We start from the raw sequence: 25242 nt of genomic DNA on the forward strand, positions 1-25242 counted from the left end.
AAGTGCCGGACGGGAGGTTAGACTTCACCCCTGGCGGCAACAGAGTACGTAGCCGACGGCTCTCCGTGGCTGCAACGAGACTCTCGCTACGAAGGGTGCCATCTTGGGGCGAATCGTCGTCGCCGCTAGTTCGCTGTCTGGCCATGTTCTTCCGATGATGCGCATTGGTGCCCACCTGCGCGAAAGCGGTCACGACGTCACCGTCGTGTCGTCTCCTGAATTTCGGGACGACGTCGAGCGTGCCGGCCTGCGCCTGGTGCCCCTCGATGCGGCCGCGCGCGTCCGCCCGCCGGCACCACCAACGCGCCTCCCGATGCCGAACCTCTTGCGCCGCTATCTGCATGGGCTCGCGGAACTCGAATCGACGTTCGTCGCACCTTTGGCTGCCCAGTACGACGCGCTTGAGCGGGTGCTGGCCGAGGATCCCGTCGATGTCGTGCTGGCTGATCTGACCTTCACCGGCGTGCTGGCGCTCTTGCTCGGAGATCAGCCCAGGCCAGCGGTTTTCACGGTCGGTGTCGGTCCAATCACCTTGTCGAGCGTGGATACTCCGCCGTTCGGCATGGCCTGGGCTCCCCGGCCGGGCATGGACTACGACGGCGTCCACCGCGTGGTCCAGGGCGTGATGTTGCGCGGCGTGCAGAAGTCCTTGAACCGCGCACTCGGCGCGCTTGGAGCACGACCGTCCCCAGTTGGCCTCGTGGACTGGCCGCGGCTGGCCGATGGACTGGTCCAGCTCACGGTGCCGGCGTTCGAGTACCCGCGTCAGGATCTACCGGAGACCGTCGACTTCGTCGGCCCAGTACTACTCGACGGGGTGGCGAAATTCGACCCGCCCGACTGGTGGCCCGAGATCCACTCTGCGCGCAGAGTTGTGCATGTCACGCAGGGAACGTTCGACAATCATGACCAGGACCGACTGATCGGCGCGACAATCGCCGCACTGGAGGGTACGGACACCGTCGTTGTGGCGACCACCGGACGGCCATTCGAGGGCACCGGACTCCCGCCTAACGTCTTCGTCGCCGAGTGGCTTCCGTACGGAGCCCTCCTCCCGCACGTCGACGTCATGGTCACCAACGGCGGTTACGGCGGTGTACAGCACGCTCTGCGGTACGGCATTCCGTTGATCGTCGCCGGCGAGACATCCGATAAGGCCGAGGTGGCCGCCCGCGTCGCGTACACCGGAGTCGGTCTGAACCTGGGCTCCGCTGCGCCCTCTCCCGCGCGGATCCGAGCAGCAGTCGACGACGTTCTCGCCAACTCCGACTATCGCTGTGCAGCTCAACGCATCGGCGCCGACATCGTCGAATCGCAGCCGCTGGAAAGCATCGGACGATTGGTCAACAGTGTGATCCGGACACGTGGCGTCCACAACTGAGCGGATTCAAAGGTCCACCGCCCTAACGATGTTGGCGATTCGCTCCGCCACATTCTGCACAACGAGGAGTGCCTCCGCATCGCTCGCGGGCAGATAGCGGTCGTCGGCCTTGTCGTAGGCCGCCCCCGCGATCGCAGCGTGGTCGGTGGGCAGTTCGGTGAGCTCGACGCGCCACCCATTCCGCCGCAGAGTCGCGGCGAAATCGCGGCTGACGCCGACCGGTATGACGTCATCGTCGACGCCGTGTAACAGCGTGAACGGTGAACCCGCGCCGAACTCAGTCAGGTCGGTGGGCAGTGTCTGTCCGGAGACCGAATCTGCGACCATGAACGCTCCCGCGAGGCAAATCGTTTGTGCCAAGGAGAGATCGAACTTCGTCGCGTGGATCGTCGCTCCCGCTGCCGCTGCTCCACCGAGCGACCAGCCGACCAGGACGATCGGTGACGTCCACTGCGCGCGGACGAACTTCAGCGAACCCAGCAGGTCGGCACGACCGCGGTCTGAGGCTCGGGAATTCCAGTCCGGCACCACGACGCCGGCACCCTGGTCGGCAACCCGTTCGGCAAGCGGGCCCATCGTTGTCCGCGCATCGACCTGCGCACCGTGCCACATCAGGACAGTGCGTTGTGCGGGATCACCGTATACATCTGCAAACCGACCTGGTGCGTATTCGACCGTCTCCATGCACCGAGAGTTCCCGACCTCTACGAACTTATGCGTAGCGCTCGACGAACCGCCGCAGAATCATATGCGGATAGCGGACATTCCATTGCCGCGCTTCCGTTTTGAGCTGCTCAGCCGACTCGGGGGCGAAGTAGCCGTGATTCTTGTAGGCCTCGACGCGGGTTTCGATGCCTGCGAGGTCGAGTTCGGGGTGGAATTGCGTGGCATAGACGTTCTCGCCGACCCGGAACGCCTGGACCGGGCATTGCGGTGAGGTGGCAAGACGCACCGCGTCGTCCGGCAACGTCGCCGCGGCTTCCTTGTGCCCGCCGTACGCGTCGAATTCGTCAGGCAACTCGGCGAACAGCGGGTCGGCTCGACCGGCCTCGGTGACCGTGATCGACATGCCGCCCACCGGTTCCGGGTACGTGCGGTCGATGCCCGCGCCGATGACGGCACCCAGCGTGCCCACGCCGTAGCAGCAGCCGAGAAACGGGAAATCCTCATCCACGATGCGCCCAAGCAATGCGGACAACTCGGACTCGACGCGTCGCTGTGTCGTGGTTTTCGAATCCTGCGGGTCGCTGACGTTGTAGGGGCCGCCGCCGAGGATGATGCCTGACCAGTCGGCGAGATCGATCAGCCCCAGTGGCTCGTGCGTCAGGCTGATGCGGTGCATGCCCGTCTCGTCACGATCGGCAAAGCGCATGAACGCCCGGTACTCGTCGGCGGCGGCTTCGTCCTCGCCGCGGATCGACAGGAGCAGGAACGGTGCGTTCACGGTAGAGAATTTACCGAGCACAACGCCCCGCGAGTCATGATGACTCGCGGGGCGTTGTGTGTTGCGGTCAGACGAGGTCGAACCGGTCGTTGTTCATGATTTTCACCCACGCGGCGACGAAGTCCTCGACGAACTTCTGCTTGTTGTCGTCCTGGGCGTAGTGCTCGGCCAGCGCCCGCAGCTGCGAGTTAGAGCCGAACACCAGGTCATTGGCCGTCGCGGTCCACTTCGGCTGACCCGATGCGCGGTCCACACCCTCGTAGACGTTCTCCGCCGTACCCGACTTCCACTGCGTGCTCATGTCGAGCAGGTTGACGAAGAAGTCGTTGGTGAGCACGCCCGGCCTGTCGGTGAACACGCCGTGCTTGCTGCCGCCGTGGTTGACGTTGAGCGCCCGCAAACCGCCGACCAGCGCCGTCAGTTCTGGTGCTGTCACGCCAAGAAGGATGGCCTTCTCCATCAGCAGCTGTTCCAGCGGATTCTTCTCGCCCGGACGCACGAAGTTGCGGAACCCGTCCCACCGCGGCTCGAGCACCGCGAACGACTCCACATCCGTGTCCTCCTGCGTCGCGTCCGTGCGACCCGGCGCGAAGTGGACATCGATCTCGAAGCCGGCGTCCTTGGCCGCCTTCTCGACCGCCGCCGAGCCGCCCAGCACAATCAGGTCGGCCAGCGATACGTTCTTGCCACCGGCGCCGTTGAACTCCTGCTGGATCTTCTCCAGCACCGGCAGCACCTTGGCCAACTCGGACGGCTCGTTGGCCTCCCAGTTCTTCTGCGGCTCAAGGCGAATCCGTGCACCGTTGGCACCACCGCGCTTGTCGGTGCTGCGGAAGCTGGCCGCAGACGACCACGCCGTCTTGACCAACTGCTGCACGGTCAGTCCCGAGTCGAGCAGCTTGGCCTTGAGCGACTTGATGTCCGACTCGTCGATCAGCTCGCCCTCGACGGCAGGAACCGGGTCCTGCCACAGCTGCGGCTCGGCGACCCAAGGGCCGATGTAACGGCTGATCGGACCCATGTCGCGATGCAGCAGCTTGTACCAGGCCTTGGCGAACGCCTCGTTGAGCTCCTCGGGGTGGTCGAGCCAGCGACGGGTGATCGCGCCGAACTCCGGGTCCTCCCGCATGGAGACGTCGGTGACCAACATCGTCGGTTTGCGGTTCGGCCCACCGAATGGATCGGGGATGATCGCCTCGGCGTCCTTGGCCTCGAATTGCCATGCGCCCGCAGGACTCTTGGTCAGCTCCCACTCGTGGCCGTACAGGATCTCCAGGTAGCGGTTGCTCCACTGGGTGGGCTTGTCCGTCCACACCACCTCGAGTCCGCTGGTGACCGTGTCGCCGGCCTTGCCCGAGCCGAACGGGCATTTCCAGCCCAGGCCCTGCTGCTCGATCGGAGCGCCCTCGGGTTCGGGGCCCATACCTTCGTCCGGGCCTGCGCCGTGGGTCTTGCCCAGCGTGTGGCCACCGACGATCAGCGCGGCCGTCTCCTCGACGTTCATGGCCATCCGGCCGAAGGTTTCCTTGATGTCGACCGCAGCGGCGATCGGATCCGGCTTGCCTTCGGGGCCTTCGGGATTGACGTAGATGAGGCCCATCGTGGTGGCGCCGAACGGTTCGGCCAGCTCGCGCTCACCGGAGTAGCGCTTGTCGGTGCCCAGCCACTCGTCCTCTTCACCGAAGAGAATCTCGACGGGCTCCCACACGTCGGGCCGGCCGAAACCGAAGCCGAAGGTCTCGAAGCCGGCCGACTCCAGTGCCACGTTGCCGGCGAAAACCAGCAGGTCGGCCCAGGAGATCTTGTTGCCGTACTTCTGCTTGACCGGCCACAGCAGACGACGTGCCTTGTCGAGGTTGGCATTGTCCGGCCAGCTGTTCAGCGGCGCGAACCGCTGCATGCCCTCGCCGCCGCCGCCGCGTCCGTCGTAGATCCGGTAGGTGCCGGCGGCGTGCCAGCTCATCCGGATGAACAGACCGGCGTAGCTGCCGTAGTCGGCGGGCCACCAGTCCTGAGAGGTGGTGATCACCGACATGACGTCGGCCTTGAGGGCCTCGGGATCGAGCTTGGCGAACTCCTCGGCGTAGTTGAAATCCTCGTCGTATGGGTTGGAGAAGGAGCCGCGCGCGTGCAGCTTCGACACGTCGACCTGTTCGGGCCACCAGTCCTGGTTGGTCCGGGGCGCGTGCGCTTTCGGCTTCGGCGTATCGATTACCGGGTTTTCACTCTCGCTTCCGCTGCTCGCCGTGGGCTTCTCAGGTGACGGCGGCTTGGCGTCAGGTGAATCAGACACAACATTCCTTCCGATGGGTGAAATGGGCTGTGATCACGTATGTGATCGCGACGTTTGCGTTGCGGAACAATCTGGGCACAGGCCCCAGTAGATGACTTCGGCCTCGTCCAGGACGAAGCCGTCAAGGGATCCGTCCGGATCGGACGGTGTCAGACAGGGGGTGTCGCCGACGGCGCAGTCGACGTCGGCGATGACCCCGCACGAGCGACACACGACGTGGTGGTGGTTGTCGCCGACGCGTGACTCGTAGCGCGAGACCGAGCCCGATGGCTGGATACGACGAATCAGATTCGCGGCGGTCAGCGCAGCGAGCACGTCGTACACCGCTTGACGGGATACGTCGGGAAGGCCGAGCCGCACGGCGGAGAAGATCGTCTCGGTATCGGCGTGCGGGTGCGCACAGACCGCCTCGAGGACGGCGAGGCGGGGACGGGTGACGCGGAGGTCTGCGAGGCGCAGTTGCTCCGAGAAATCCGTCGTGGGAGGCACGAAGACCATCATCCCCCTTTTCTGGAACCAGTCAAGACTTGATCATCGGCGTGTCCGGACGACTTTGATCATCCAATCGATCAAGTGCCCTTCGGACGCGTCAGAGCGCCTGGTCGACAACAATTTTGGTCATTGCACAGCCGATTCACAGCGTGTCTGAGTGTGTCGGGGCGGTGTCACCACTGGTAGCCTGCCAAACTGCCGGAAGCGTGGTCGCGGGGAGGCGTACCGCCCGGCAGACGATCGCAACTGTTCGAGTCCCTCACGAAGAGAGTGTTGTGCGTACCGGCGAGATCAAGGCCCTGTCCGGATTGCGCATCGTCGCCGCCGTGTGGGTCGTGCTCTTTCACTTCCGGCCGCTGCTCGAGCAGGCCGCCCCTGGATTCAGATCGGCGCTCGCGCCGGTGCTCGACTGCGGCGCCCAGGGCGTCGATCTGTTCTTCATCCTCAGCGGGTTCGTGCTGACGTGGAACTATCTCGACCGGATGGGCGACTCCTTCTCGTGGCGGTCCACGCTGCACTTCCTGTGGTTGAGGCTCTCGCGCGTGTGGCCCGTCTACCTGGTGACGATGCATCTGGCGGCACTCTGGATCATCTTCACGCTCAACGTCGGCCATGTTCCGTCAGAGGCCGCCGGATCGCTCACGGCGATGAACTACGTCCGGCAGTTCCTGCTCGTGCAGCTGTGGTTCGCGCCCTATTTCGATGGCACCAGCTGGGACGGGCCCGCCTGGTCGATCAGCGCCGAATGGCTGGCATACCTCTTGTTCGGCGCGCTGGTCGTGGTGATCTTCCGCATCGCCCGCGCGACGCGGGCGAGGGGCCTGTTCTTCCTCGCCGTCGCCGCGTCGCTGCCTCCGGTGGTGCTGCTGATGGCTAGCGGCCTGTTCTACACACCATGGAGTTGGTTGCCGCGGATCATCATGCAGTTCACCGCGGGGGCGCTGGTGTGCGCGGCCGTGCGCAAGCTCAAACCCAGCGATCGGGCCCGCACGGGCGCCGGTATCGCGTCACTTCTGCTCGCGGCGGCCATCGTCGGCATCCTGTACTGGCTGGACGCCAACCCCGTCCCGACGATCCATGACTCGGCCGGCTTGGTCGACGTGCTGTTCGTCCCACTGGTGTCGACGCTGGCGATCGGTGCGGGCACGTTACCGGCCATGCTGTCCCTTCGTCCGGTGGTCTACCTCGGACACATCTCGTTCAGCCTCTACATGGTTCACGAGTTGGTGCACACGACATGGAATTGGATGGTGTTGCAGTTCGAACTGCAGCTCGGCTCCGACCTCGCGGGCAAGGCGGTGCTGCTGGCACTGTTCGCGGTGGCGATCGCGGGCGCGGTGCTGCTGTACCACCTCGTCGAGGAGCCCGCGCGCAAGTGGATGCGCAGCATGATGAAGCCACCCCGCGACACTCGCCAGGACTCTGGCCACGGCAGGCTGCAGACCATCGATGGTCAGCGTGAGGACCGTCGATCTGTGGTTTCTGCCCGTGCGGGATGAGTTCGCGCGTCTTCAACGTCGATTTGGTCAAATGAGTCCTAGGCTGGTCCGGTGAGGCGGTTCGTCACGGTCATGACTGCGCTCGCGTTGCTCATCAGCATGGGTGGCGAGGGCCCAATAAGGATGGGCCACAACGGCTCCGATGATGTTGTGACGTTGAACTCGTCCGTGAATCGCATCGCGGTCGTCGGCGATTCCTATACGACGGGTACCGACCTCGGCGGCCTCGGCCCGACCGGGTGGACCGCCCGTGCCTGGGACGAGCTTGCGTCGTATCGGATGCCGATCTCGGCGGACATCGGCGCCGAGGGGGGTGCGGGGTACGGGACGCGAGGTAACCGGGGCAGTCTGTTCGAGGATCTGACGGCGCGGACGGTCAAGCCCGATGACGAGCTCATCGTGTTCTTCGGCTCCCGTAACGATCTGGACGTTGATCCCGCGCAGCTGTCGATCCTGGCGTACGGCACCTTTCAGTTGGCTCGCCGCATCGCACCATCGGCGACGTTCTTGGTTATCGGGCCGCCGTGGCCGACCGTCGATCCGCCCGCCAACCTCGTGCGGATTCGCGATGCACTTTCCTATCAGGCCGGGGTCGCCGGCGCGACGTTCGTCGACCCCATCGCTGAACGCTGGTTCGTTGGCAAACCCGGATTGATCGGATCCGACGGCGTGCATCCGACCAACGCCGGGCACCAGTACATGGCGGACAAGATCGCGCCGCTCATCGCGGCACAATTGCCTGTCCGCTTATGAAACTCGGCGAACGCGTCTTCGAACTGTTGACGCGTGTGCTGTCACTGCGGGTGATCGTCATCGTCGCCGCGCTTTCGGTCGTCGCCTTGGTGATCACGCTCGGCGCGTGGGTCTGGTTCGGCGTGACGAACGACCAGTACAGCCAGCTGGATCGCCGACTGGATTCGGTGAGCAGTCTGGGCGACATCAGCACGCTGCTGCAAACCGCACAACAGGAGGGAGCCGATCAGCCCGAGGCGCCGGACGGCAACGTCGTGCGCACCGCGCGCGTCGAAGGCGTCACCGTGTCGATGCCTCGTGAAGTGGTGCTGCCGGATTTCGACGTCGGCTACGCCAACACGACCATCGGCGGCGTCGAGTACCGCGTCCGCACCTTCACCGCCGGCGACGCGAAAATTGCGGTGGGAGCTCCGATTGCCGAAACGCAGCGCCGCATCAACGAACTGCACCGGCGGGTGCTGCTGATCTGCGGCGGCGTGATCATCGGTACCGTCCTGGTCGGCTCGGTGATGTGGTCGATCATGATCAATCCCTTCCGGCTGCTAGCTCAGCAGGCCCGCGCGATCAACGCACAGTCCAATCCCGATGAAGTCAAAGTGCGCGGTGTGCAGGAGGCGGTGGAGATCGCCGAGGCTGTCGAGGGAATGCTTGCCCGCATCGGCGACGAGCAGCAGCGCACCAGGGCGGCACTCGAATCAGCCCGCGACTTCGCTGCCGTGGCCTCCCACGAATTGCGCACTCCGCTAACGGCTATGCGCACCAACCTCGAGGTGCTGTCCACCCTCGAGATGCGTGACGATCAGCGCCAGGAAGTGATCGCCGACGTCATGCGCACCCAGACCCGTATCGAAGCGACGCTCACTGCGCTGGAGCGCCTCGCGCAGGGCGAGTTGACCACCGTCGACGACTTCGTGCCCGTCGACATCACCGAGCTTCTGGATCGTGCAGCGCATGACGCGATGCGCAACTACCCCGATCTGGCCGTCTCGCTCGGGTCGTCGACCACGGTGCTGATGGTGGGCCTGCCCGCCGGCTTGCGGCTGGTCATCGACAACGCCATCACAAACGCTGTCAAGCACGGCGGCGCAACTGAAATCTGTCTCAGCGCAGTCAGTTCCGGCGAGGGCGTGGAGATCGTCGTCGACGACAACGGCGCCGGTGTGCCGGAGGAGGAGCGCGCGGCCATCTTCGAGCGGTTCTCCCGTGGGTCGACGGCCGCGCGGTCCGGTTCAGGACTCGGCCTTGCGCTGGTGGCCCAGCAGGCGGACCTGCACGGCGGCACGGCGGCCATGGAGGCCAGTCCCATGGGTGGTGCGCGGCTGGTGCTGCGGCTCCCGGCGCCGAGTTAGTTTGTGAGGCCGATGAATTCGGCGATGACGACGGCCAGTTCCGCACCTTTCTGCTCTGCGATGAAATGCCCGGCGCCGGTGATGATCGTGTGCGCCTGGCGCTGGGCTCCGGGGACCTGCTCCTGAAACACCCTGTCCCACCCGCGAGTTGGCGGATCGCCGTCCGAATACGCGGTCAAAAAGGGCCTTTCCCACTGCCGCAGGGCGGCCATGGTGTCACGCCCGATCGCCGCACCGGGATCGTTGCGTGTCAGGGGGATGAGCGCGGTCATCTGCCGTAGTCCGGCCTTGTAGCTGCGGTCGGGGAAGGGTGCGTCGTACGCCGTGAGCACGTCGGCGTGGAGCGGGCCGGCCACCGCGTCGAGGAACATGCTCGGATTGATGTCCGGCGCGCGTGCATACAACGCGACGTAGTCGAGCAGCGTCTCCTGCAACAACACCCGGTCCTCGTCGACACCGTGATGCGCCCAGGCGAGCCTGCCCGCCAGCCCCGGGTCGCACGTGTGCAAGATGGTGTTCGTTGCGACGACCCTCGCGAACCGGTCGGGTTCGCGGGCCAGCACGCTCAGCCCGATGGGCCCACCCCAGTCCTGCACCACCAGCGTCGCCGCGCGCAGGCCGAGCCCGTTGACCAGAGTCCGGGTCCAGTCGACGTGCCGGCGAAACGTGTAGGCCGTCGCGTCGGTGAGCTTGTCGGAGCGACCGTAGCCGATGTTGTCCGGCGCGATGACCCGGATTCCCGAGTCCACAAGGGTCCGAATGACATTGCGGTACATGAACGACCACGTCGGCTGCCCGTGCAGGAGGACGACGACGGGCCCGTCGGCGGGCCCGGCATCGACGTAGTGCATCCGCACCGGGGGTGCGCCGCGCGTCTCGACGACGGCGTAGCTCGGCGGAAACGGATAATCGGGCAGGTTGTCGAATCGCTCGTCTGGGGTTCTGAGAACGTCCATGGGGCTGACGTGCGGTCCGCTCAGTCCTCCTTGGCGATCAGCCGCTTGAGCGCCTCCCGATCGGGCGCGAGGAGTTCATCGATGCGCGGCTGGTTCACATCGGCGACGATGATCTCGCCGACCTCCTGGTACACGTTGCTGAAGATGCCGTGAGACTTCATCTTCTCGGTCTGATAGATGTTGTCTTCGGTCGGCGTCACGTAATAGACGATCTCCGGCTTGAAGCGGTGGATCAGCCAGAGATGGATGACGTCCATCAATCGCTTCTTGCGCATCTTCTCGGAGAAGGTGTTCTGATCGCGCACCGTCAGGATGTTGCGGCCGTGCCGGTCCTTGATGGGATCGACCACGACGTTGGCGAGCGGATCTTCGCCGTCGCCGAGGATCTGCAAGTCGAGGACATCGGAGCCGGCGCGACGCGGCCGTAGCTGCACCCGAAGTTTCTCGCCGAGCTGATAGTGGTCGCTCCACAGCGCCAGCCACTCCTCGAGCAGCTTCTTCGGCACCTCGGTCTGCACAAGGTGCTGGTGCTGGGTGGAGCCTTCGCCCATGGCCTTGGTGGTCGCCGTGCGTCCCGATGACGCGGCCAGCGCGGCGTCACTGCGTGGCCCGCCGACCAGGGTTTGCGGTGTGCGGTAGGGCGATTCGACCAGGCGCATCTTTCGCTGCAAGCGAGCCAGTGCGAGCATGCCCTCCTGCCGCAGCGACGTGGCGAACTCCTCGCAGGCGACACCGTCGACCTGGTGGCCGCCGTAGGTGATGAAGTTGAAGACAAACCCCATCTTGCCGAGTTCCTCAGGGAAAGCGCGCATCTCGTCGTCGCTCATGCCCGTGGTATCCCAGTTGAACGAGGGAGACAGGTTGTACGCCAGCATCTTCTCGGGGAACTCGGCGTGAATCGCGTCGGCGAACTGCTTGGCGTCGGCGAGGTCGGCGGTCTTCGTCTCCATCCAGAGAATGTCGGCGAACGGTGCGGCGGCCAGCGATTTGGCGATCGCGTAGGGGATGCCGCCACGGATCTGGTAGTAGCCTTCCGGTGTCTTCGCCCGCTCGCAGTCCCATGCGACGTCGGCGCCCAGCTCCTTGGCCTTCTGGCGCGCCGAGTACAGCGATGCCTTGGCGGCGAACGTGCGCCAGTCCGCGGCACTCGTCTCGGCCGGCTCGCCCTCTCGCTCACGGAAGTCGAGTAGATCGCCGACCGCCTCGCCATAGGTCTGCAGGCCGGCGTCGATCTGCCAGGCGTCGACGAACTTCGATTCGATCCGGTCGAATATCGCATCGACCGAATCGTCGGCGCTGTCCTGCCATTCCTTGGCGGCGTCGGCGATCATGGCCTGGATGCCATGGCGCTGCAGCCATGCGTCGGCGGCCGCGTACTCGCCGTCGGGCAGGGCGTAGAGCAGATGCCCCCTGAGATCTGTGACCCCCGCGTCGTGGAACTGGCGCATCATGGCCAGGAAGCAGGCCTTGTACGACGGGATCTTGAGGTTGGTGACGCCGAGCAGGAACGGCTGATCGCGTTCGTCGGCGCGGCTGTCGAGAAGGTTGGCGGCTTCAGCGTCCGTGCGGGCCACGATGATGCCGGGCACCCGCATGATGTCGAGCTGGAAGCGCGCGGTGTTGAGGCGCTTGATCTGTTCGTCGGAGGGGACGAGAACCTTACCGCCCTGGTGGCCGCACTTCTTCGTACCGGGACGCTGGTCTTCGATGTGGTAACCGGGCACCCCTGACTCGACGAAACGGCGAATGAGGTTGCGCACGTGGGGATCTCCGCCGTGCCCCGTGTCGGCGTCGGCGATGATGAACGGTCGGTAGTCGTACGCCGGGGTGGCTTCGCGTTGTTCGGGGGTCATGCGCAGCCGCAGGTATTGCTGATTGCGGTCCGCGGTCAGCAGCGCGCGCACCAGTCCGGCGGCCTCGTCGGGTACCTGACTCAGCGGGTAGCTGGCCAGGTCGGGTCCCGGGTCTTCGCTGATCGACCCCTTGGCCGATGTCGCCCAGCCGCCGAGGTAGATGCCCTCGATGCCCATCCGCTTCATGACCACGGCCTGGCCCGGCGAATAGGGGCCGAAGGTGGTGATGCTCTTCTTTTGGGCGAACAGTTCGCGCAGGCGCGGGTGGAATGCCTTGGCCGCTTCACGGGCGACGGTGTAATCCGTCGGGATCGTGCCGCGCTGCTCGACTACCTGGCGGGCTGAGTAGAGACGAATGATCCCGTCGAATCGCGGGCTGTCGAAGTACTGCTGGGTGTCTGCGACATCCCGGTCAAACGGGGTCTGGGGCGCTGCATCCGCTTCGATAATGGCCATACCTCACAGTACGACCGACGCCTGTGTGTCGATGGCGTTATCGCCTACGGTCTGCCACGCCAGGTGCGGGGGGACGAACCGTGAGTGCGACGAAACACCCTGCTGAAGTACCCGGGATCGGCAATGCCGACCCGTCGGGCGACCTCCTGGATGGGTAGGTCGGTGTCGGCGAGCAGGCGCCGGCTTTCGGCCATTCGCCGGTCGATGATCCATTCCTGCACAGTCCGGCCGGTCCGACGGCGGACGATGGTCGTGAGGTGTCCGGGCGTAATGCCGACCTCACGCGCCACATCGCGCAGGGACAGGGATTCGGCGTGGCGGCGTTCGATCACGGCGAAGACGTCGGCGAGGACGGGTTCGCCGAGGTGTCGCAGGTCTCCGACCACATCGTCGGCGATCCGGGCGAGATCGATGAGCAGCAACAGCAGATGCGCGAGGGCGGCCTGCCGGTAGCCCTCCAGCCGCGCATCGAGCTCTGCTTCGATCGCGGTGATCGAGGCGTCCCACGCTGCCCGTCGTGTGGTGGGCAACGTCAGCTTGAGCAACCCGCCCGATTCACCGTGCAGAAACGGAAACAACAGGGGATGGCCACGCCAGACCGGCCAGGCCGCGTCGCCGTCCGAACCCAGTGCTGCCGGGTCGAAGAACACCCCGATACCGCCGTCGAACCGGTCCAACTGAGTTGGGTCGAGGACCTCACCCGCCGCCGCCACGTAGACGAGCGCCTTCGCCTGCACGTACCAGAGCGCGGGAAAGTCGTGAATGTGTCGGCCGTGGTCGACCATCGCCTCGCGCGACGCGCGCACCACCGACACCGGCGGAGTATCAGGATCGGTTGGATACCGGTACAGCGGGACGCCGCTGCGGAGTCCGACCAGTCGGGATGCCACTGCCATGTGAACCGAAGATAGTCCCATTATTGCCGAGGATCACCCGACTTGATTCGTACTCAACGATTCACCATAGGGATATGACCGAAAATCATCCTAATTCTGTGCGGCGGCCACATGGTGCAGACGGCCACGACTTCCTGCCCGCGGCTGGCCGTGACGCATTGCTTCCGTTCTACGATCTGCTGACCCGGGCGCTGGGCATGCCCACGGTCTACAACAACCTCATAGACCAGGCCGGCGTCATCGAGGGGATGTCCGTCCTCGAAATCGGTTGCGGTACCGGCAACCTCACGGCTCGAGTACACCGTGCACACCCGCGGGCGACCGTCGTCGGACTCGACCCGGATCCGCGGGCTTTGGCTCGGGCGGAGCGCAAGGTCAGCGTCGGAAACGGAATCGAGTTCGTACGAGGCTATGTTCAGAACCTACCGTTCGGTGACGGCGAATTCGACCGCGTGCTGTCCTCGATGATGTGGCACCACCTGGATCAACAAACGAAAACCACGGCGGCGAGCGAGATATTTCGTGTTCTGCGGCCCGGCGGCAGCCTCCATCTCGTCGACATCGGGGGTGACATGACCCCGTCCGACGGGTTTGTGGCCAGGCGGTTCCTACGCAGCGGACATGCGGCGGGGAACCTCGGCGATGCGATTCCGTCGCTACTGCGTGGTGTCGGCTTCGACTGCATGACGGTTGCCTCGCAACGTCATCGGGGTGTCGGCCGGCTCACGTATTACCGTGCGACGCGGCCGGCAGCTTAGCGTTCACCGCACCGGGTTGGTCAGCGATGCGAGCTCGTCGCCGAGTTCGCAACGCACCACGTCGCCGGGCTCGATCGCGACCGCCCCGGGGGTGCCGGTGGACAGGATGTCGCCGGGGTAGAAGGGCATGACCTGGCTGTGGAAGCTGAGCAGTTCGGCGGGGGAGAACGTCATCCTCGAGACGGTGTCCCTGCGGTGCACGGCGCCGTTGTGGATGGTCGCGACGCGCAGATCCGCTAGCGGCGCATGGGCCAGCACTTCGTCGAGCGTGATCAGGTCCGGGCCGAAGGAGAAGAACGTGGGGTAGTTCTTGACCCGCGTGAGATAGCGCGGGTTCTCCAGCAGCACCGTCTCGGCCGTCTGATCGAGCACCGGCACGACGCCCGCCACATGGGCCATCGCGTCCTCGACGGAGACCTGGTAGCAGGTACGTCCGATCACCAGACCCAACTCTGCTTCCGCGGTCACCTTGCCGATACCCGGCGGGACGATGATCGGCTCACCGGGGCCGACGATGGTGTGGTCGCCCTTGATGAACGACGCAGGAGAGGTGCGCGGCGCTTGTTCGCCGAGATCGCCGGCGTGCGCGCCGTAGTTGAGCCCGATGCCCAGGATCTTGCGCGGACGTGTCCAGGGCGCCAACACCGACGCATTCGGATCGACACAGTGGTCGTCGTCGACCCCGGTCTCCACCGCGGCGGCGAGTGCGTCCAACTGTTCACCCGCCAGGAGGGACAACAGGTCCGACGGTCCGCCGGGCAGCACCCGGTCGATGCGGGCGAGGCGGCCGTCTGGCAGGGCGACACAGGCGAATGGTTCATCGCCGACGGCTACCGTGCGGATACGCATCAGGTGACCCCGCGAATCAGGCCGCCGTCGACCCGTACGACGGAACCCGTGACATAGGAGGCTCTTTCGCTGCACAGAAATGCCGCGACGTCGGCGTACTCCTCGGGACGGCCGTATCGTCCGACCGCCATGGTGGCCGCACTGTCTTGCATCACCTCTTCTGTGGCGCGCCCTTCCCGTTCGGCCCGGCGTTCGTCGAGAAATCGGGTCCGGTCGGTCTCGATCCGGCCCGGCACAATGACATTGGACGTCACGCCGTCGCCTCCCACCTCGTCGGCGAGTGTCTTGGACCACGCGTGCAAGCTCGCCCGAAGCGTGTTCGAAAGGCCGAGGTTGGGGATGGGGGCCAGAGCACCCGACGACGTCGACGTGAGGATGCGGCCCCATCGCCGCTCGCGCATCCCGGGCAGGACGCGGTCGGTCAGCATGATCACCGACAGCACCATCTGGTCGAAACTCGTTCGCCATACGACGGCCTCCTGACCGGTGACGGTCGTCGGCGGTGGGCCGCCCGTGTTGTTGACCAGGATGTCGATCGGCCCGAGCGTGCTCTCGACCTCCGTCACGACATACTCCATGCGATCGAGATCGCCGAGGTCCCACGCGAGTGGCAACGCCTTCGCGCCGGCAGCCTGCACCCGGGCAGCGGTCTTGGCCAGCGCATCGGCCGAGCGGCCTGCGGCGGCCACGTTCGCCCCTTCCGCGGCGAGGCGCGTCGCGATAGCGCCGCCGAGGCCGCCGCTGGCGCCCAGCACCAGGGCGGTTCGTCCGGAAATGCCGAGATCCATTGGGGCGCTCCTTCAGTGGTCTACGTGGTCCTGTTCTCGGTGATGGTGGATACGACGTGTTCCGCGATCGCCAGCGCCGATGTCGCGGCCGGCGAAGGGGCATTGCGCAGCAATACGATGCGGTCGCGGACGCTGATCCGAAAATCGTCGACCAACGCTCCGTCGGCGTCCAGCGCTTGGGCGCGGATACCTGCCGGGCCGGGCACGACATCGTCGTCGCGGATCTCGGGGACGTATGCGCGGGCGCCGGCGATGTACCGCCGCTTGCTCAGCGAGCCGTACATCTCGCGGATCCCGGTGCGCCAATGCTGACGGGCGAAACGCCAGAACGCCGGTGTACGAACGATTTCCGCGAGGTCGTGCCGTGAAGCCGTGCGCCAGTTGTAGCCCTCGCGCGCCAGCGCCAGTACCGCGTTGGGGCCGACCAGGACCTCGCCATCGACGCGCGGGGTGATGTGGACTCCAAGGAATGGGTAGCGCGGGTCGGGGACGGGATACACCAGTCCGTTGACGAGGCCACGCCGCCCCGGCTTCAGCGCGTAGTACTCGCCGCGGAACGGCATGATCACCGGATCGGGTCCGTCTCCTGCGAGTTCGGCGAGTCGGTCGCTTTGCAGCCCTCCGCACGCGACGACCTGGTCGAAGGCGGCCTGATAGGTACCGCCAGCCGTGCGCGCGGTGACGACGACCTCGGTGCCGGTCGAGCGGAGTCCGATGACTTCCTGTCCGAGTAGGACTTTCGCCCCCGCCTGGACGGCGTCGTCGGCAAGCGCCCGAGTCACCTCGGCGAAGTCGACGATCGATGTCGACGGCGAGTGCAAGGCGGCCAGACCACGGACGTGCGGTTCGATCTCGCGGAGTTCCTCCGGTCCGATCGTGCGGACGCCGGGGACACCGTTGGCGCGTGCGCGCTCCTCGATACCGCCAAGCCGTGCACGTTCGGTTTCGTCGAGCGCAACCAAGACCTTGCCGCATTTGATGTTCTGGATTCCGCGCTGCACACAGAACTCTTCGAGGAGGCCGACGCCGCGACGGCAGAGGACCGCCTTGTTCGAACCGGGTCGGTAGTAGAGACCGGCATGGACCACGCCACTGTTGCGCCCGGTCTGATGGGCGGCCAGTCGGTCTTCTTTTTCGAACAACGTCACCCGTGCGTCGGGACGCCGAATGAGGATCTCGCGCGCGATGGCCACACCGACGATCCCACCGCCGATGACGGCAACCCGATCGGTCATCGGCCGCCGCCCCTGGCGCGCACGTAGTCGGTGAACACGTCGTCCTGGTCGGCGCCCAGCCCAAGCGGGACTTCCCGGCGCGGTTCGGTCGGCTCGGAGAGGCGCACCGGTGAGCCGGGAACGCCGAGGTCACCCAATGTGGGATGCGGCAATGTCAGCACCATCGATTCACGTACGTGTTCGCAATCGTAGACCTCGAGTATGGCCTGGATACTGCTGCGGGAACTCCGGCCGCGTCACGTGCCGCGGCGCGCAGGTCGTCCGACCCCGAGGCCGAGCCGGTCCAGGACGCGGGGGCGGTAGTTCTGTGCTCGTCGGGAGCGGTCACTTTTCGATCACGGTACGACAACTCATTGGCCATGTGCCGTGCGGCAATTGGGCCGCGCCCGCGTGCCGGCTGTACAAAGTGGATAGCGAATTGTGGTCGACGGTGACCTGCACTGTTCGCGTCGTATTTCGAGAAAGTGAAAAGTCCGATGAGAAGGATCTACGCCTTGGCGATCAGCCTGGCGCTGTTGGTCGCGACACCCGGTCTGGCGACCGCTCAGCCGTTCCCGCGGCCCGCCAGTCAGCAGCAGGCGATCCAGACGGTGATCGCGCGTGGACTCGCCCAACGGGGCGTGCCCTTTTCGTTCGGTGGCGGCGATGTCAACGGACCGACCCGCGGCAGCGGCCCGACCGCCAACGCACTCGGCCTCGACCCCGAAGGCAGGGTCGTGGGACTGAACCCGGCGGCGGACGTCGTCGGATTCGACGCGTCCGGCCTCATGGTCTATGCCTTCGCCGGGGTTGGCGTGAAGCTGCCACGCTCGTCGGGCGCGCAGTACAAGGTCGGCCAGAAGGTCACACCCGCGCAAGCGCTTCCGGGAGACCTCATCTTCTACGGGCCCGAGGGTAAGGACAGTGTCGCGCTCTTCATCGGCAACGGGCAGATGCTCGAGGTCGGCGACGTCGTCACGGTGTCACCGGTGCGCACCAACAACATGACGCCGTACCTGAGCCGCATCATCGCCTAGCGTCGCGGAAAACCGCGCGACGCAGGCCGCAGGCCGTCAGTAGGGTCGTGCGGATGGCGGTGCTGACGGCACAAGAAGACGACTTTCCGCGGTGGTATCAGGATGTCCTGACCAAAGCGAAGCTGGCTGAGAACGGTCCGGCCCGCGGAACCATCGTCATCCGGCCCAACGGCTACGTGCTGTGGGAGCGCATGCACGCCGAGGTCGACGGCCGGATCAAAGCCGCGGGGGCGCAGAACGCGTACTTCCCACTGCTGATCCCGATGAGCTTTTTCGAGCGCGAGGCGCAGCACGTCGAGGGATTCAGTCCCGAGCTCGCCGTGGTGACGCATGGCGGCGGTAAGGAACTGGCCGAGCCGCTGGCCATCCGTCCGACCAGTGAAACCGTCATCGGTGAGTACATGGCCAAGTGGATCGACAGCTATCGCGACCTACCACTGATTCTCAATCAGTGGGCCAACGTCGTACGCTGGGAGATGCGGCCCCGAATCTTCCTGCGCACCACCGAATTCCTGTGGCAGGAGGGGCACACCGCCCATGCCACCGAGCCCGAGGCACGACAGTATGCCCGCCGGATTTTGCGCGAGGTATACGAGGACTTCATGCGGAACATCCTCGCCATGCCCGTGATCGTGGGCCGCAAGACGGCACGCGAGCGATTCGCCGGCGCGGCGAATACGATGACCTGCGAAGGAATTATGCGGGACGCCAAGGCATTGCAGATGGGCACCTCCCATGAGCTAGGGCAGCGGTTCAGTCAGGCCTTCGAGATCGCGTACTCGACTGCCGACGGCACCCGGAACCACTGCTGGACCACGTCGTGGGGTGCGTCGACGCGCATGCTCGGTGGACTGATCATGTGTCACGGCGACGATTTCGGCCTTGTTCTACCGCCGGCGCTCGCACCCGTTCAGGCCGTGGTGGTCGTCGTGAAGGAGTCCGACGGTGCTGTCACGCGCGCTGCTTCGGCGCTCGTTGACGAACTGAAGGCGATCGGAATGCGAGCGAAGCTGGACGACAACAGCTCTCAGGGTTTCGGCTGGCGTGCCACCGAATGGGATCTGCAGGGGGTGCCGATCCGCGTGGAGCTGGGCCCACGAGACGTCGCCGACAGTGCCGCGCTGCTTTTCCGCCGGGATACCCGGGAGAAGTCGTCGGTGGGGCTGAGCAGCGTCGTGGACGAGGTGCGGAAGTTGGCTCCTCGTATCCAGTCCGACATGCTGTCGGCTGCCACTGCCCGCCGTGACGCGGTCATCGTGGACTGTGCGACGTTGGACGAAGCGCGCGAGGTTGCTCAGGCAGGCGTCGCCAGGGTGCCGTGGGAATTGGTCGGAGACGCGGGCGAAGCCGAGCTGGCCGCGGGCGGGCTGACGGTCAGGTGCCTGCAGCGCAGCGACGGGTTGTTGCCCGAATCCGACGATGACACAGGCGCGCTCGCCTACGTCGCCAGGGCCTACTGAGCGCGGGGCAACGTCCCGTCAATGACCAGTGCCTGTAGCGCCTTCCGATTGAGCTTTCCGCTCGCGAGCGTGGGGATCTGCCCACTGGTGGCAAGCACCCAGTACGTGGGAACCTTGTAGGCGGACAACTGATCCCGTGTTCGCGCGGCGAGCGATTGCACGTCGATCTGCGCACCGGCGGGCACGACGACGGCGCACACCTCCTCGCCGCGTACCGGATCATCGATCCCGACGACAATGCATTGCGAAACGTCGGAGAACCGCTCGACCACCGCCTCGACCTCGAGCGGCGACACGTTCGCGCCCGCCGCCTTGATGAGCTCGCTCGTCCGGCCCACGTAGAACAGCCGCGGATCGCCTTCCTTGCGGTAGACGCGGTCGCCGGTGTGATACCAACCGTCCTCGTCGAATGTCTCGGCCCGTTCGCGCTTGTTGTAGCCGGCCATCACCCCGATGCCGCGAACGAGTAGCTCTCCGACACGGCCGTCGGTGATCGGTTCGCCGTCACCGTCCACGATGCGCAGTTCGGTGAACCCGAATCCGCCCGCGGTTTCAGACATGGTGCGGTGCACGGGGAATCCGTCGGGGACGTTCGTCATCGCGATGTCCAGCGGTCCCTCGCGGAGCATCGGCGCACTGGACAGGTCGCGTTGTTCGAAGGTCGGATGCTCACGCAACCGTTGGGTGAATGCGGGCCATCCGACGATGCCCGTCGCCCGTTCACGCTCGACGAGATCCAGCGCCGTCTCGGGGTCGAGTCGTGGCATGACGAGCAGAGTGACGGGATCGTGCAGGGCGCCGGTCGTCGCAAGCAGTCCACCGATCCAGAAGAACGGCATCGCGCACAGAATCCTCGCGGCAGCGCCGGAGCCGGTCACCGCGCGGATGGCGTCCGGCCATGTCGAGGTCTGCCGTACCAGGGTGCCGTGGGTGTGCAGCACGCCCTTCGGGTCTGCCGTCGAACCCGACGTGTGGATCATGATGGCCAGATCGGCCGGCGAGACCTCCGCTTCAACAGCCGTCAGAATGTCTTGCGGCACTTCGGGTTCTGCCTCGTCGTAGCGGGTGGCCCAGTGCCGATCTGCGTCCCCGGTGAACGCGATGCGGCGCAGGTACGGCGCCTCAATCAGCGCGAGCCGGCTGGTGGGTTGGCCGCGCAGCTCACCCAACGCCTCTTCGAGGCGCTCGGCGACATCGATGGTGAGCACCTGCGTGGGGGCGATCAAGATCCCGACATCGGCGAGTCGCAGCACCTTGGCGATTTCCGCCGGTGCGTACAGCGTGCTCAGCGGAACGACCACCGCGCCGATCCGGGAGGCGGCCAGCCACCAGGTGACCCAGTCGACACCGTTGGCGAAGAACAATCCGACACGCGAGCCCTTGCCGACACCCTCGGCCAGGAGCCAGCGGGCGAGTCGCGCCGACCGCTGCTGCGCCTCGAGATAGGTGAGCCGGTCCGTCGGCGTGACCAGATAGGTCTCGTCGCCGAACTCATTCGCGCTGCGCTCGAGCAGGGCGGGAATGGTCAGACGTGGCAGGTCCACGTGCGAAGTCTATGGCCCGGAAAAATTACGCGTCGTTGGGTATCGAAATTGCCGGTTGTCCGGTTAAGGTCACCACATGACGTCCACAATCGACGCGGCCGACCGAGTTGTCGGGCTCGCACGAGGCATGCGCGAACTCGTAGGTGAGCAGGCCGCCGAATCCGAGCGGGCACGCACCCTGACACCGGCGATCGTCGACCAGATGTGGGCCAGCGGGCTGATGACAGCGTTCAACCCGGTGGAGGCCGGGGGAGTGGAACCGTCGTTCGCCGAGATGATCGAGACCTGGATCGAGATGGCCTGGCAGGACGGCTCCTTCGGGTGGGTCGGCATCGCGAATCTCCCGTCGTCCTTCGCCGCGGCGGCCTACCTGCCCGACGAAGGCTTCGCGGAGGTGTTCACCAACAACCAGAACCGCGTGACGATGGGTGGACAGTTCTTCCCGAACGGGCAGGGAACGGCGGTCGACGGCGGCTTCACGCTCAGCGGGGCGTGGAGCTTCGGCTCGGGGACCGGGCATGCGGAATACGTCGCGGCAGGCTTCTTCCCGATGGACGACGGCGAGATGCGCTGGATCAGTGAAGGTGTCCCAGACATGAGGGTGGCGGTGATCCCTCGCGAGCAGATCACCTTCAACGACGGCTGGTTTGTGCAGGGGCTCAAGGCCACCGGGTCCTACGACTACAGCGCGCAAGACCTTTTCGTCCCCGAGTACCGGACGTTCGCCTTGTTTTCGCGTGACGCGCTGCGGGGCGCGTCCCCGGCCACCCGCATGGGGCTCATGCCCGTCACGGCCGCAGGTCACGCGTCGTGGGCGTTGGGTGTCGCGAAGAGCATGCTCGACGACGTCCAGGAACTCGCGGCGACCAAGTTCCGGATGAGCGACATGGCGTCGCTGGCCAGTCGGCCCACGTTCCAGAAAGGCCTCGCGCACCATGTCGCGGCGTGGCGTGCTGCGCGACTGTTGGTGATCGACGCGTTCACCACCGCGGAGGCTGCCGTCGCATCGGGGGAGGCGTTGACACCTGCATTGCGCGCCGACATGCGCGTCGCCGCCGTCTACGCGACCGATGTCTCCCGGGAGTGCGCGGAATGGGCGCATCTGGTTGCGGGCACGAGTTCGATCCGCGAAGGCAGCCGGCTCGAACGAGCGTTTCGTGACATATACACCGGCAGTCAGCACGCGTTCATCAGCGAGAAGGTCGCCATGGACGCGGCACAAATCTGGCTCGGCATCATCGACGATCAGTTCGGCCTCTGATCGGGTTGCCGCCAGACGTCCGTCGGCGTGGGGTAGGCGACGGCCTGCGCGACCCTGGTCGCGACGGCTTCACCGACTTCGCGTTGTACGAGCCACAGCGCAAGGTCCATACCGGAGGTCACCGCGCCGGCGGTGACCACGGTGCCGTCGTCGACGACACGGCTATCCCGGAGGACCGCACCATATTTCGAAAGCTCATCCAGCGCTGCGGGGTTCGTGGTGGCGTTGCGGCCGCCCAGGATTCCGGCCTCGCCGAGCAGAAGTGCGCCCGTGCACACCGACGCCACCCACCGAACCGAACCCGCCATATCGGCGATGACGCGCGGCAGTGTGCCGCGCCGAATCTCGCGTGGCACGCCGGTGTCCGTTCCCCCCACCCAGCTGCCACCGGGCACGAACAATGCGTCCGGGGAACCCAACTCGTCGGCGACGTGCAGTTGCAGGCCTTCCGCGGCGGACACCACGGGGGGACCGTCGACGCGGACCAGGGCGACATCGAGGACGGGATCGATGGTCGACGCCCGGGCGAAGATCTCCCACGGCGCAACGACGTCCAGGGCGTCGAATCCGTCGAACACCACGATCTCAATTCGCATCTGCTCAGTCTTGTCCTCCCATAGGCTGCACGCCATGTCTTTGGACCGCGCAGCTCTGGTCGTGGGCGGTATTCGCCTCGCGTCGGGCATCTCGTTTCTCGTCGATCCGCTCCGGGCCAACAAGCTGTGGGGAGATTCCGGCGAGCCGGCCCCGACGGCACAGCTTCTATTGCACTCGATGGGCTACCGCGATGCGCTCATCGGCGGGTTGATGATGACGGCCGCGGTGCGCGGTAAGGACACCCGTGGCTGGTTTCTCGCATCGGGTGGCGCTGATGCGTCCGACCTACTGGGCGGGTTGCGGGTGCACAACGAGATGTCCCGCTCTCAGCAGCTCATCGGTCTCGGCGGAGCCGTCGTCGGCATCGGGGTCGGACTGTGGGGTGCGACGCGTCGCCGGCCCAAACCGGCTGCATCCGAATAGGTTAGATCGATGACCTAGCCGTCCGGCCCCGCGTTGTGCATCGGTGGGGCTGGCGTCAGGCGGCGGCGCACATAGTTCTTGAGCTCGGCGGAGAGCGCATCGGCGGCCAATAGCTGCGGAAGCAGGTCGGGCTCCGACATTTTGGCGCGGAACACCATTTCGATCGTCACGTCGTGGTCCGGCCGATCTTCGACCACGATCGTGTCGCCGGCCTGCACCGTTCCCGGCGAGATGACTCGCAGGTATGCGCCGGGTTTCGCGGTGGCGGTGAAAGTTTTCATCCATCCGTCGATATCGAGGAACGCGGAGAAGGTTCGGCATGGAGTTCGCGGTGCAGACACCTCGAGCACCAGTCCGCCCGTCCCGATACGCCAGCGTTCACCGATCCGTGCCCGTGTCACTTCTACGTCCAATGTGGTCAGGTTCTCACCGAACATCCCGTCGGAGATCGGGCGGTCGAGGCGGGTCTGCCATTCGTCGAGATCCTCGCGGGCGTAGGCGTAGACGGCTTGGTCGTCGCCGCCATGGAGCTTCTGGTTACCGATGCTGTCACCGAGAAGACCGCTACCGAGGCCACCGCGCATCGGGCCCGGCGCTCGTACCATGACGGCCTCGTCGGTCGCGCGTTTGTCAATACCTGTCTGCCTCGACGGCGCATCTGGATTTGCGCGGACACGAGCCAGGTTGACCGATACCACCTTCGCCACGGGGTTCAGGGTAGTGGCCTCGTGTGGGGCGTACGAATCCTAGGCAGGCACGGACGGCGCGCCCGGCGGAGGCGGAGGAGACGCCGGCAACGGCCCGTCTGCGGTCACGATGCTTGTCACGACACCCGGGATCTGCGGTACGACGGGTTCGATCGGCGCCGGTTGCGCACATGCGACGCCGACGCCGACGCCGGCCACGGCACCGGCAATCGCGAGCGTGCAGCACACGACACTCAACACCCAGCGCCGCGCTCCACTCATGTCACCGAGTTTCCCACGTATGTCGGACGCCCGCAGCTATACCCGTGGGCGCGCCAGGGCGCTATTGCGGTTCGCCGGTGGGAATGTTGTAGGGCGCCGTGGTGATCGGTGGAACTGCCACCGAAGTCTCCGGTGACGGCGGTGCCGTCGTCTCCGTGACTGTTTGACCGGTGGTGATCCCGGCACCAGACGGAACCGGCTGGGGGACAGCCGCATTCACGTCACCTATCGCGAAGGTCAATACCCCGGCCGCAAGCACGGCGCCGGCACCGGCCGTCGCCAACATGAACTTCACGTGCTTCGAGTCCATTTCTGGCCACTCCAATCAGTCCCTGCCGCTATCGATTACGGCGGGACACACTCTTCGTTCGTCGGACACCGAGTCGAACACTGACCGATGCAATACGAGCCAACCGAGTGCGTCGGCACAGAATTCCCGTCTCAGAAAATCGGCGACGTCACGAATCAGCGTGGATCAGCGACTATCTACCGGATCGCAACACCATGGGCGCTTGCTGTAATAGCCTGCAATGCAGGAGAACTCCAGCTCAAAGAAGTGGCTCGGCCGGAGTTGACGTTCGCGCGTTGTCAGCAGTCGAGCTGAACAACCGCGGCGCTGACGATTTCGCCCGCAGCAGAAATCGATACGCCCAGATCGTTTCGCACCATGACGACTGCGTCCGATGCGGGTGTGCCGCTGCGAAGAGTGCTGCAGATCTTTGCGCCCTCGGTCCGCAGCTGCTGATCGGTGAGAAACGCATAGGTGGTCTGCATCGACCGTACGAACTCGTCTTCGTCCGCCACAGCGGGGGCGGCCAACACCACCGCAGCAGGAACTACCGACATGAGGGCCCCGACCCTGTACTTCAACTCGAACACCTCTCAGAACACGCGCGACGTCGCCGCGCTCGTAGAAAGCACTGCTAAGAATGATCGTTAACATAACGACGTCCAGCCGGGCCCAAACGCTG

General features: G+C 65.6%; 26 protein-coding genes. 9 read left to right on the forward strand and 17 right to left on the reverse strand.

The annotated features are described in order from the left end of the window. Positions 1 to 154 precede the first annotated feature (154 nt). Entirely contained in the window at positions 155 to 1381 is a 1227-nt protein-coding gene (locus tag M1248_RS24505) for a glycosyltransferase (protein ID WP_317149986.1), read from the forward strand. Positions 1382 to 1387: 6 nt separating this feature from the next. On the opposite strand, the gene M1248_RS24510 is transcribed toward M1248_RS24505, so the two are convergent. The 4 genes from M1248_RS24510 to M1248_RS24525 all read right to left on the reverse strand — a co-directional run bounded on the left by M1248_RS24510 (position 1388) and on the right by M1248_RS24525 (position 5607). Further along, positions 1388 to 2065, reverse strand: a complete 678-nt coding sequence (locus M1248_RS24510; RefSeq protein WP_317149987.1) for an esterase — start codon at positions 2063 to 2065, stop codon at positions 1388 to 1390. A 28-nt stretch (positions 2066 to 2093) separates the two neighbouring features. Beyond that, positions 2094 to 2825 (reverse strand): glutamine amidotransferase, encoded by a 732-nt coding sequence (locus M1248_RS24515; RefSeq protein ID WP_317149988.1) that lies wholly within the window; start codon positions 2823 to 2825, stop codon positions 2094 to 2096. 67 nt (positions 2826 to 2892) lie between these two features. Then, positions 2893 to 5118: a catalase/peroxidase HPI gene (gene katG, locus M1248_RS24520; protein ID WP_163728144.1), complete on the reverse strand. Its 2226-nt coding sequence runs from the start codon at positions 5116 to 5118 to the stop codon at positions 2893 to 2895. Positions 5119 to 5151: 33 nt separating this feature from the next. Continuing rightward, a complete protein-coding gene (locus tag M1248_RS24525) occupies positions 5152 to 5607 on the reverse strand; it encodes a Fur family transcriptional regulator (protein WP_410506729.1) in 456 nt (151 codons plus the stop codon). Positions 5608 to 5885: 278 nt separating this feature from the next. Here M1248_RS24525 and M1248_RS24530 point away from each other — a divergent pair, with 278 nt between their 5' ends. Genes M1248_RS24530 through M1248_RS24540 form a run of 3 tightly spaced genes read left to right on the forward strand, consistent with a single transcriptional unit; the run spans position 5886 to position 9211 of the window. Further along, positions 5886 to 7109, forward strand: a complete 1224-nt coding sequence (locus M1248_RS24530) for an acyltransferase (protein WP_317149989.1) — start codon at positions 5886 to 5888, stop codon at positions 7107 to 7109. A gap of 51 nt (positions 7110 to 7160) precedes the next feature. Then, on the forward strand, positions 7161 to 7862 hold the full coding sequence (locus M1248_RS24535) for an Rv0518 family GDSL lipase (protein WP_317149990.1): 702 nt from the start codon (positions 7161 to 7163) through the stop codon (positions 7860 to 7862). Then, positions 7859 to 9211 carry a sensor histidine kinase gene (locus tag M1248_RS24540; protein ID WP_163728135.1) on the forward strand — a complete coding sequence of 451 codons (1353 nt, stop codon included), beginning with the start codon at positions 7859 to 7861 and terminating at the stop codon, positions 9209 to 9211. The genes M1248_RS24535 and M1248_RS24540 overlap by 4 nt, the downstream gene beginning before the upstream one ends. Here M1248_RS24540 and M1248_RS24545 read toward each other — a convergent pair. The 3 genes from M1248_RS24545 to M1248_RS24555 are packed head-to-tail and all read right to left on the reverse strand — an operon-like array spanning position 9208 to position 13372. Further along, positions 9208 to 10167 carry a haloalkane dehalogenase gene (locus tag M1248_RS24545; protein WP_317149991.1) on the reverse strand — a complete coding sequence of 320 codons (960 nt, stop codon included), beginning with the start codon at positions 10165 to 10167 and terminating at the stop codon, positions 9208 to 9210. The two genes, M1248_RS24540 and M1248_RS24545, sit on opposite strands and share 4 nt — an antisense overlap. 20 nt (positions 10168 to 10187) lie before the next feature. Further along, positions 10188 to 12476, reverse strand: coding sequence for an isocitrate lyase ICL2 (aceA, locus tag M1248_RS24550; protein WP_163728131.1), 2289 nt, complete (start codon positions 12474 to 12476; stop codon positions 10188 to 10190). A 44-nt stretch (positions 12477 to 12520) separates the two neighbouring features. Then, positions 12521 to 13372 carry an AraC family transcriptional regulator gene (locus M1248_RS24555; RefSeq protein WP_317149992.1) on the reverse strand — a complete coding sequence of 284 codons (852 nt, stop codon included), beginning with the start codon at positions 13370 to 13372 and terminating at the stop codon, positions 12521 to 12523. 74 nt (positions 13373 to 13446) lie between these two features. Here M1248_RS24555 and M1248_RS24560 point away from each other — a divergent pair, with 74 nt between their 5' ends. Then, the gene (locus M1248_RS24560) at positions 13447 to 14130 is read left to right on the forward strand and encodes a class I SAM-dependent methyltransferase (RefSeq protein WP_317149993.1); all 684 of its coding nucleotides are present in this window, start codon (positions 13447 to 13449) and stop codon (positions 14128 to 14130) included. 3 nt (positions 14131 to 14133) lie between these two features. On the opposite strand, the gene M1248_RS24565 is transcribed toward M1248_RS24560, so the two are convergent. Genes M1248_RS24565 through M1248_RS24580 form a run of 4 tightly spaced genes read right to left on the reverse strand, consistent with a single transcriptional unit; the run spans position 14134 to position 17166 of the window. Continuing rightward, a complete protein-coding gene (locus tag M1248_RS24565; RefSeq protein ID WP_163728122.1) occupies positions 14134 to 14979 on the reverse strand; it encodes a fumarylacetoacetate hydrolase family protein in 846 nt (281 codons plus the stop codon). Beyond that, positions 14979 to 15767 carry an SDR family oxidoreductase gene (locus M1248_RS24570; protein ID WP_163728120.1) on the reverse strand — a complete coding sequence of 263 codons (789 nt, stop codon included), beginning with the start codon at positions 15765 to 15767 and terminating at the stop codon, positions 14979 to 14981. Before M1248_RS24570 ends, M1248_RS24565 begins: the two co-directional genes overlap by 1 nt. A 20-nt stretch (positions 15768 to 15787) precedes the next feature. Beyond that, complete coding sequence (gene lhgO, locus M1248_RS24575; RefSeq protein WP_317149994.1) at positions 15788 to 17002, reverse strand: L-2-hydroxyglutarate oxidase; 1215 nt, start codon at positions 17000 to 17002, stop codon at positions 15788 to 15790. Next, the gene (locus M1248_RS24580; protein ID WP_163728116.1) at positions 16999 to 17166 is read right to left on the reverse strand and encodes a hypothetical protein; all 168 of its coding nucleotides are present in this window, start codon (positions 17164 to 17166) and stop codon (positions 16999 to 17001) included. The genes lhgO and M1248_RS24580 overlap by 4 nt, the downstream gene beginning before the upstream one ends. Positions 17167 to 17478: 312 nt before the next feature. Here M1248_RS24580 and ripD point away from each other — a divergent pair, with 312 nt between their 5' ends. Together ripD and proS are read left to right on the forward strand one after the other, a co-directional pair. Further along, positions 17479 to 18018: an NlpC/P60 family peptidoglycan-binding protein RipD gene (gene ripD / locus M1248_RS24585; protein ID WP_163690414.1), complete on the forward strand. Its 540-nt coding sequence runs from the start codon at positions 17479 to 17481 to the stop codon at positions 18016 to 18018. 53 nt (positions 18019 to 18071) lie between these two features. Beyond that, positions 18072 to 19478 (forward strand): proline--tRNA ligase, encoded by a 1407-nt coding sequence (gene proS, locus M1248_RS24590; RefSeq protein ID WP_317149995.1) that lies wholly within the window; start codon positions 18072 to 18074, stop codon positions 19476 to 19478. On the opposite strand, the gene M1248_RS24595 is transcribed toward proS, so the two are convergent. Further along, positions 19472 to 21022 (reverse strand): class I adenylate-forming enzyme family protein, encoded by a 1551-nt coding sequence (locus M1248_RS24595; RefSeq protein WP_317149996.1) that lies wholly within the window; start codon positions 21020 to 21022, stop codon positions 19472 to 19474. The genes proS and M1248_RS24595 overlap by 7 nt on opposite strands. A 76-nt stretch (positions 21023 to 21098) precedes the next feature. On the opposite strand from M1248_RS24595, the gene M1248_RS24600 reads away from it, so the two are divergent. Then, a complete protein-coding gene (locus M1248_RS24600; protein WP_317149997.1) occupies positions 21099 to 22283 on the forward strand; it encodes an acyl-CoA dehydrogenase family protein in 1185 nt (394 codons plus the stop codon). Here the strand turns inward: M1248_RS24600 and M1248_RS24605 are convergent. Further along, entirely contained in the window at positions 22268 to 22879 is a 612-nt protein-coding gene (locus tag M1248_RS24605) for a DJ-1/PfpI family protein (protein ID WP_163728106.1), read from the reverse strand. The two genes, M1248_RS24600 and M1248_RS24605, sit on opposite strands and share 16 nt — an antisense overlap. Positions 22880 to 22913: 34 nt before the next feature. Between M1248_RS24605 and M1248_RS24610 the strand changes: the two genes are divergently transcribed. Next, complete coding sequence (locus M1248_RS24610) at positions 22914 to 23303, forward strand: DUF4267 domain-containing protein (protein WP_317149998.1); 390 nt, start codon at positions 22914 to 22916, stop codon at positions 23301 to 23303. A gap of 14 nt (positions 23304 to 23317) precedes the next feature. On the opposite strand, the gene M1248_RS24615 is transcribed toward M1248_RS24610, so the two are convergent. From M1248_RS24615 to M1248_RS24630, 4 genes are all read right to left on the reverse strand, one after another. After that, entirely contained in the window at positions 23318 to 24010 is a 693-nt protein-coding gene (locus tag M1248_RS24615) for an MOSC domain-containing protein (RefSeq protein WP_317149999.1), read from the reverse strand. Between the two features lie 39 nt (positions 24011 to 24049). Beyond that, complete coding sequence (locus M1248_RS24620; protein ID WP_317150000.1) at positions 24050 to 24271, reverse strand: hypothetical protein; 222 nt, start codon at positions 24269 to 24271, stop codon at positions 24050 to 24052. A 61-nt stretch (positions 24272 to 24332) separates the two neighbouring features. Then, a complete protein-coding gene (locus M1248_RS24625; protein WP_317150001.1) occupies positions 24333 to 24581 on the reverse strand; it encodes a hypothetical protein in 249 nt (82 codons plus the stop codon). A 278-nt stretch (positions 24582 to 24859) separates the two neighbouring features. Beyond that, the gene (locus M1248_RS24630; RefSeq protein ID WP_163728091.1) at positions 24860 to 25117 is read right to left on the reverse strand and encodes a DUF732 domain-containing protein; all 258 of its coding nucleotides are present in this window, start codon (positions 25115 to 25117) and stop codon (positions 24860 to 24862) included. Between the last annotated feature and the right edge of the window lie 125 nt (positions 25118 to 25242).

Source organism: Mycobacterium sp. 29Ha (assembly GCF_032883055.1).
In the GTDB taxonomy this organism is placed as follows: Bacteria; Actinomycetota; Actinomycetes; order Mycobacteriales; family Mycobacteriaceae; genus Mycobacterium; species Mycobacterium gallinarum.